The organism is Parabacteroides sp. D25, from assembly GCF_000307475.1.
GTDB lineage: Bacteria > Bacteroidota > Bacteroidia > Bacteroidales > Tannerellaceae > Parabacteroides > Parabacteroides distasonis.
In genome coordinates, this window is record NZ_JH976502.1 from 455,166 (window position 1) to 462,973 (window position 7,808).

General features: G+C 47.5%; 7 protein-coding genes. 5 read left to right on the top strand and 2 right to left on the bottom strand.

The features are described from left to right. The first annotated feature begins 756 nt into the window (after window positions 1-756). Genes ilvD through ilvC form a run of 5 tightly spaced genes read left to right on the top strand, consistent with a single transcriptional unit; the run spans window position 757 to window position 6,724 of the window. Window positions 757-2,592: a dihydroxy-acid dehydratase gene (gene ilvD / locus HMPREF0999_RS08840; protein ID WP_005864376.1), complete on the top strand. Its 1,836-nt coding sequence runs from the start codon at window positions 757-759 to the stop codon at window positions 2,590-2,592. A 33-nt stretch (window positions 2,593-2,625) separates the two neighbouring features. Then, a complete protein-coding gene (ilvB, locus tag HMPREF0999_RS08845; protein ID WP_005854459.1) occupies window positions 2,626-4,329 on the top strand; it encodes a biosynthetic-type acetolactate synthase large subunit in 1,704 nt (567 codons plus the stop codon). Between the two features lie 15 nt (window positions 4,330-4,344). After that, window positions 4,345-4,899 carry an acetolactate synthase small subunit gene (ilvN, locus tag HMPREF0999_RS08850; protein WP_005854462.1) on the top strand — a complete coding sequence of 185 codons (555 nt, stop codon included), beginning with the start codon at window positions 4,345-4,347 and terminating at the stop codon, window positions 4,897-4,899. 6 nt (window positions 4,900-4,905) lie between these two features. Beyond that, window positions 4,906-5,631: an acyl-[acyl-carrier-protein] thioesterase gene (locus HMPREF0999_RS08855; RefSeq protein ID WP_005864388.1), complete on the top strand. Its 726-nt coding sequence runs from the start codon at window positions 4,906-4,908 to the stop codon at window positions 5,629-5,631. Between the two features lie 49 nt (window positions 5,632-5,680). Then, window positions 5,681-6,724 (top strand): ketol-acid reductoisomerase, encoded by a 1,044-nt coding sequence (gene ilvC, locus HMPREF0999_RS08860; RefSeq protein WP_005854467.1) that lies wholly within the window; start codon window positions 5,681-5,683, stop codon window positions 6,722-6,724. A gap of 77 nt (window positions 6,725-6,801) precedes the next feature. Here ilvC and HMPREF0999_RS08865 read toward each other — a convergent pair whose 3' ends face one another. After that, window positions 6,802-7,143 (bottom strand): type II toxin-antitoxin system RelE/ParE family toxin, encoded by a 342-nt coding sequence (locus HMPREF0999_RS08865; protein WP_009275741.1) that lies wholly within the window; start codon window positions 7,141-7,143, stop codon window positions 6,802-6,804. Next, complete coding sequence (locus HMPREF0999_RS08870) at window positions 7,113-7,346, bottom strand: hypothetical protein (protein ID WP_009275742.1); 234 nt, start codon at window positions 7,344-7,346, stop codon at window positions 7,113-7,115. The genes HMPREF0999_RS08865 and HMPREF0999_RS08870 overlap by 31 nt, the downstream gene beginning before the upstream one ends. Window positions 7,347-7,808 lie beyond the last annotated feature (462 nt).

Consider the following 7,808-nt stretch of genomic DNA (forward strand, 5'->3'; position numbering starts at 1 on the left):
TTTTGAAAATGTCTTTCCTTGGGCTGCTTCTAGCGTGAATTATGCCGGATTTAGTCTTGATTTCAGGTGATTTTCATTCGAATGTTAACAAAATTTAGTCCGATACTAGATGAAATTTCTTCCTTATGTTCTTCAGAAAACTTCCTTATGTTTTTTCTAGAACATTATTATGAGTTTTATCAAGGCTATTTATAGCCTATAAGTGTTAATAAATATGCGATTTGGAGTTTATATGTATCTTTTTTATCGCTAGAATGGGATTTTCTTATGAGATACGTGTAATCGTAAGTCGTATTATCTGATAAAAATGTTATCTGAAATTTATTCTAGATGACATTTTTCTTTTCGCTGTCCTTAGTAGGAAATCGAAGTTTTTTCCCTTCTATACCTTCCGATTCCTAAGTAATACACTCTTGCTCCTATTAAAATGCAATCCTAAGATGGTATTTGCTTGAGAATTGAAAGAAAAATGAAGAATTTTCTTTTAAATCCTTTGCGCATATCAATTATTGTTCTACATTTGCAGCGTCAAACAAACAAAGACAATAAGAAAAGATGATGAACAACGTATTGCATATTATTCTCGTGGTGGTCCTTCTAGTCATTAGTAGGTAAGGAGAAAGGTGTGTAAGAAGTTGTGAAGTCGTAGAGATATTTCTTAAGCCTTTCTCCATATAGGGAAAGGCTTTTTTTATTATAAATAATTCAAGGTAGAGGCGTGGATAAAGCGCTCTACGAACAAAAAATAGGAAAGAGATGAAGAATCCGTTAAGAAGCTCATTTAGCACCGAAGGTCGTAGGATGGCCGGAGCCCGTGCGCTATGGCGTGCCAACGGGATGAAAGAGGAACAGTTCGGCAAGCCTATTATCGCTATCGTAAATTCATTTACCCAGTTCGTGCCGGGGCATACGCATTTGCATGAGATCGGGCAACTGGTCAAGGCCGAGATCGAGAAACAAGGTTGTTTCGCCGCTGAATTTAATACGATCGCTATCGATGACGGTATCGCTATGGGGCACGATGGGATGCTTTACTCGCTTCCTTCACGCGACATTATCGCGGACAGCGTGGAATATATGGTAAATGCCCATAAGGCGGACGCTATGGTTTGCATCAGCAATTGCGATAAGATCACGCCGGGTATGCTTATGGCTTCCATGCGATTAAATATCCCGACGGTGTTCGTGTCCGGTGGCCCGATGGAGGCAGGTGAGCTGGATGGCCGCCATCTGGATTTGATCGACGCGATGATTGAGTCCGCCGATACATCGGTAAGCGATGAGCGTATCGAGCAGGTGGAACGCCATGCGTGTCCGGGTTGCGGTTGTTGTTCCGGTATGTTTACCGCTAACTCTATGAACTGCTTGAACGAGGCGATCGGTCTGGCGCTTCCGGGGAACGGGACGATCGTGGCTACCCATAAGAACCGTATCCAACTTTTCCGTGATGCGGCTAAGCAAATCGTTGAGAACGCTTACAAATACTATCGTGACGGGGATGATTCCGTGTTACCTCGCAACATCGCTACCCGTCAGGCTTTCTTGAACGCCATGTCGCTGGATATCGCCATGGGGGGGTCTACCAATACGGTGCTTCACTTATTGGCCGTGGCACAAGAAGCCGGCGCCGATTTTCATATGGAGGATATCGATATGTTATCCCGCAAGACACCTTGCCTGTGTAAGGTAGCCCCGAATACGCACACTTATCATGTACAAGACGTAAACCGTGCCGGTGGAATCCTCGGTATCATGAACGAGTTGATGAAAGCCGGGCTTGTGGATGGCAGCACGAGACGTGCGGACGGCCTGACCTTGGCCGAGGCTGTTGATAAATACGCCGTCACTTCCCCGAACGTAACGGAGGAGGCGATCCGTAAATACAAGAGCGCTCCCGCTCATCGGTTCAGTATCCAGATGGGTTCCCAAGAATCTTATTATAAGGAATTAGATACGGATCGTGCCGAAGGTTGTATCCGTGACGTGGAGCACGCTTATTCCAAGGATGGCGGCTTGGCTGTTTTGAGAGGGAATATCGCCTTGGACGGATGTGTCGTAAAAACCGCCGGCGTGGATGAGAGTATTTGGAAATTCTCCGGCCCGGCGAAAGTCTTCGATTCACAGGATGCCGCTTGCGAGGGCATTTTAGGAGGCAAGGTCGTTTCAGGCGATGTGGTCGTCATCACGTATGAGGGTCCGAAAGGAGGGCCGGGAATGCAAGAGATGTTATATCCTACCTCTTATATAAAGAGCCGTCACTTAGGTAAGGAGTGCGCCTTGATCACGGATGGTCGTTTCAGTGGCGGTACGTCCGGTCTTTCTATCGGGCATATCTCTCCTGAGGCCGCTTCCGGTGGCGCTATCGGACTGGTGAGAGACGGGGATATCATCGAGATCAATATCCCGGAACGTTCCATCAACGTGCGGCTGAGCGACGAGGAGTTGGCCGAGCGCCGTAAAGCGGAAGAGGCGCGTGGAAAGAAAGCCTTTACGCCGCCGACGCGTCAGCGTGAGGTCTCGAAAGCGTTGAGAGCGTACGGGAAGATGGTTAGCTCCGCCGATAAGGGAGGTGTAAGGATTGTTGAAGATTAAAGCCAATAATATACATTAAACACGTTATTTCTTATGGAGAAACAAAAGATAACCGGTTCGGAAGCTTTGCTGAAAGCGTTGATTGCTGAAGGAGTAGATACTATCTTCGGTTATCCCGGCGGACAGGCGATACCTATTTACGACAGTTTATATGATTATAGGGACCAGTTGAGGCATGTATTGGTGCGCCACGAGCAAGGCGCTACCCATGCGGCTCAAGGCTATGCTCGTGTATCCGGCAAGGTAGGAGTGACGTTGGTTACTTCCGGCCCGGGCGCTACGAATACCATCACGGGTATCGCTGACGCGCTGATGGATAGTACGCCAATGGTCGTAATCGCCGGTCAAGTACCCTCGCCGTTGTTGGGAACCGATGCTTTTCAGGAAGTCGACGTGATTGGCATCACGCAACCGATCACGAAATGGGCTTATCAAATCCGCAAGCCGGAGGAGATCGCATGGGCTGTTTCTCGTGCTTTTTATATCGCTTCTACAGGCCGTCCGGGTCCAGTTGTGCTGGATTTAGCGAAGGACGCGCAAGTAGGGCTGGTGGACTATGAATATAAGAAGGTAGATTACGTACGTAGTTATCAGCCGGAGCCGGATATCAAAAAGGATCGTATCAAGGCCGCCGCCGATTTAATCAATGAGGCGAAGAAACCCTTCTGTCTGGTCGGGCAGGGAGTATTGTTAGGCGGTGCGGAAGAGGAATTGAAAGCGTTTCTCCAAAAGAATGATATACCTGCCGGATCTACGGTATTGGGCTTATCTGCGTTGCCAACCGATTTCCCATTGAACAAGGGAATGCTCGGTATGCATGGAAACGTAGGGCCGAACCGGAAAACGAATGAGTGTGATGTATTGATCGCTATCGGTATGCGTTTCGACGACCGTGTGACTGGCGATTTAAAGACATACGCTAAGCAAGCCAAGATTATCCATCTGGATATCGACAACTCGGAAATCGGTAAGAACGTCCCCGTAGATGTAAAGGTGCTGGGTAATGCCAAGCACACGATACCGATGATCACGGCGTTGTTGGAAGAACGTAAACGTCCGGAATGGAATGCCGAGTTCGATCGGGACGAGAAAGAGGAATACGATAAGGTAATCGAGAAGGAATTGTATCCGACCGAGGGCCAACTGAAAATGGGCGAGGTAGTCCGTAAGGTTTCCGAGGCGACCGGTAACGACGCTGTATTGGTGACCGACGTTGGGCAGAACCAGATGATGGGTGTCCGCTATTTCAAATATAAACAAACCCGTAGCGTGGTGACTTCCGGTGGTTTAGGTACGATGGGATTTGGTCTGCCGGCCGCTATGGGCGCTAAGTTCGGGGCTCCAGACCGTACGGTCTGCTTCTTTACCGGTGATGGGGGTATGCAGATGACGATTCAGGAATTGGGTACCATCATGCAGGAGAAACTGAACGTGAAGATTATTATTCTTAATAATAACTTCTTAGGTATGGTACGTCAGTGGCAAGAATTGTTCTTCCACGAGCGTTATTCAAACACCATCATGGAGAATCCGGATTTCGTGGCGATCGCTAAAGCCTATGGTATCGCCAGCCGTGCCGTTGAAAAGCGGGAGGAATTGGACGACGCTATCGCCGAGATGCTAAACCACGACGGCGCTTACGTGTTGGTCGCTAACGTGGAGACTTGCGGAATGGTGTATCCGATGGTTCCTGCCGGGGGAAGCGTGACAAACATGATTATGGGAGACGAGAAATAAGGAGGAGATGAAGCTATGACAACAAAGAAATTATATACCGTTATTATCTTTTCAGAGAATATCGTAGGTCTTTTGAACCAGATAACGATTATCTTTACACGCCGACAGCTGAACATCGAGACTCTGTCCGTCTCTCCGTCCGCTATCAAGGGCATCCATAAGTTTACGATCACGACATTCGCCGATGAGGATATGATCGATAAGGTGGTGAAACAGATCGATAAACGTGTGGATATCTTGAAGGCTTATTATAATACGGATGAGGATCTGGTTTATCAAGAGATCGCTCTTTATAAGCTAAGTACCGAGCTTTTCATCAAGATGGGAACCGTGGAGGGATTGATCCGTAAATACAACGCCCGTATCTTGGAGATGAACGAGACCTGCGTGGTATTGGAGAAGAGTGGCCACTATGACGAGACACAGGCCTTGTTCAATGAGTTGAGCGAGACGATCGGTGTCCTGCAATTCATCCGCTCCGGACGTGTGGCTATCACGAAGAGCAAGGTGGAGCGCTTGAGCGATATGTTGGCCGATATGGAGCGAAAGTTACAGGAAAAGCAACAATAATAAGATATGGAGAAAGTAGGATTATTTCATTTCGTGGCGGAGCCATATTTGATGGATTTTAGGGGACGTGTAACGCTCCCTATGATTGGTAACTATTTGATTCACGCCGCTTCCAGCCATGCCGGAGAGCGTGGGTTCGGTTTCAATGATATGTCGGAGCGTCATACGGCTTGGGTGTTGTCCCGTCTGGCTATCGAGATGAAGGAATATCCTACCGCCTTCGATAAGATTAATTTATACACTTGGATCGATGAGGTCGGACGCCTTTTCACCAGCCGTTGTTTTGAGCTGGCGGATGAGAATGGGAAAACCTTTGGATTCGCCCGTTCTATTTGGGCGGCTATCGACGTGGAGACCCGCCGTCCTACCTTATTGGATATAGAGGCATTGGGCAAATATATCGACGAGCGTCCGTGCCCGATCGAGAAGCCGGGCAAGATCATGCCGGCGGAGAATAAGGCGGAGGGAATCCCGTATTCGATCAAATACAGCGACTTGGATATCAACGGTCACTTCAATAGCGTGAAGTATATCGAGCACCTGCTGGATTTGTTCGATATCGACCAGTTCAAGACCCGTGAGATCGGCCGTCTGGAGATCGCCTACCAATCCGAGGGCAAACAAGGTATGCCGCTTACGCTTCATAAGGCGGAGTCCGCTCCCGATAAGCAAGACATGGCTATTTGCCATGAGGGAAAGGCGATCTGTCGTGCGGCGGTTACTTGGAGATAATAAAAGAGATACATAAATAGGTTTTTAAACATTAATAGTTAAAAAGAAAATGGCACAAATGAATTTTGGCGGTGTTGTAGAGAATGTAATGACCCGCGAGGAATTTCCGTTGGAAAAGGCAAGAGAGATATTAAAAGATGAGACAATCGCTGTTATCGGCTATGGCGTACAGGGACCGGGACAGTCATTGAACCTTCGTGACAATGGCTTCAACGTAATCGTTGGTCAGCGCCAAGGTAAGACTTACGAGAAAGCGGTTGAGGACGGATGGGTTCCGGGTGAGACTCTGTTCGGTATCGAGGAGGCTTGCGACAAGGCCACGATCATCATGTGCTTATTGTCCGACGCTGCCGTAATGTCTGTATGGCCTACGATGAAGCCTTATTTGACAGCTGGCAAGGCCCTGTATTTCTCTCATGGCTTCGCGATCACTTGGAACGATCGTACAGGTGTTGTTCCTCCTGCGGATATTGACGTGATCATGGTCGCTCCGAAGGGGTCTGGTACGTCTTTGCGTTCCATGTTCCTTGAGGGGCGTGGCTTGAACTCTTCTTTCGCTATCTATCAAGACGCTACCGGCAAGGCAATGGATCGTACGTTGGCGTTGGGTATCGGTATCGGTTCCGGTTATTTGTTCGAGACGACTTTCATCCGTGAGGCTACTTCCGACTTGACCGGTGAGCGCGGTTCCTTGATGGGCGCTATCCAAGGTCTGTTGTTGGCCCAGTATGAGGTATTGCGCGAGAATGGGCACACTCCTTCCGAGGCTTTCAACGAGACGGTCGAGGAGTTGACTCAATCCTTGATGCCTTTATTCGCTAAGAACGGTATGGACTGGATGTACGCAAACTGCTCTACGACTGCCCAGCGTGGCGCTTTGGACTGGATGGGTCCGTTCCACGACGCTATCAAGCCGGTTGTCGAGAAATTGTACGCGAACGTAAAATGCGGTAACGAGGCTCAGATCTCTATCGACTCAAACTCTAAGCCGGATTATCGTGAGAAATTGGAGGCTGAATTGAAGGCATTGCGCGAGAGCGAGATGTGGCAGACAGCTGTTACCGTACGCAAGCTTCGTCCGGAGAACAACTAATCCAATCTTAATCCTTATATATCAGCAAAAAGAGGCGGGTCACTTACGGGTGGCTCGCCTTTTTCTGTTTCTCTGCATCATTCGATGTGGATATTCCTAGCCTGTTTGATCTTTCGCATGCTGGATGCGGAATGGACGATGTCTAGCACTTCGATACGCTCCTCGGTGATGCGGTAGATGATAAGGTGTGAATCCAGGATGATGTTCCGGTACATGCGGCTTTTCGTAGCTAGGTGTCGGCATTCGGGATAATAAGGATAGTCGTTTTCCAGTTTCTCGACTGTATTCAATATGTGCTCAAGATATTTCCGGGCTTGGAATATGCCGAATCGTTCTATACCTTCCACGAAAATCCTCTCAAGGCTTTCCTCGTAAATGGGAGAACCGATTACTTTTTTCCTTGATAGTTGTCCATCCATGATCTTATTCTTTGATGTACTTCTTCAATAGGATAGAACGGCCCCTTCTCGATCTCATGGATATGTTCCCAGATCTCCTCTTGTGTGAATTGTACCGGCTTGGTGGGATCCCACTTGGACTTTGCGGGTTCGGTCTTGGCCTTACGTGTTCTTGCGGTCTTGGCCGTGGTTTCCTTGGCGGGGATGTTGCTTAATTTTGTCATAGTCGTAACTGTTATTTATTAGTACAGTGGCAAATGTATGGAATAATTTCCATGTAATAAGATATTTGATAAGGAAAAAAGTAGGTCTATAGGATTAACTCATTACCCAGTTGTAGAGACGGGGCGTGCCCCGTCTCCATCCCCTCAAAATGGTATTCGAATTTATTTATGTCACATAACCGCTATTTTTAATCGCTTATCCGCTATATACGCACAATAAGCATGAATTTGGGAGGGTGGGGTGTGTAGGTCTTTATTACATATTTTTTTATTTCTTATATTTACTACGTCTTATACATTAAAAGAGTATATGAAAATCATATGATGATGTGTGATAGATATATGATGTTAACCTTTTTTATCAGTATGCGCTTGGTGAATCGGAATAATTGTCTAGCAAGCAAGCAAGCAAGCAAGCAAGCAAGCAAGCAAGCAAGCAAGCAAGCAAGCAAGCAAGCAAGC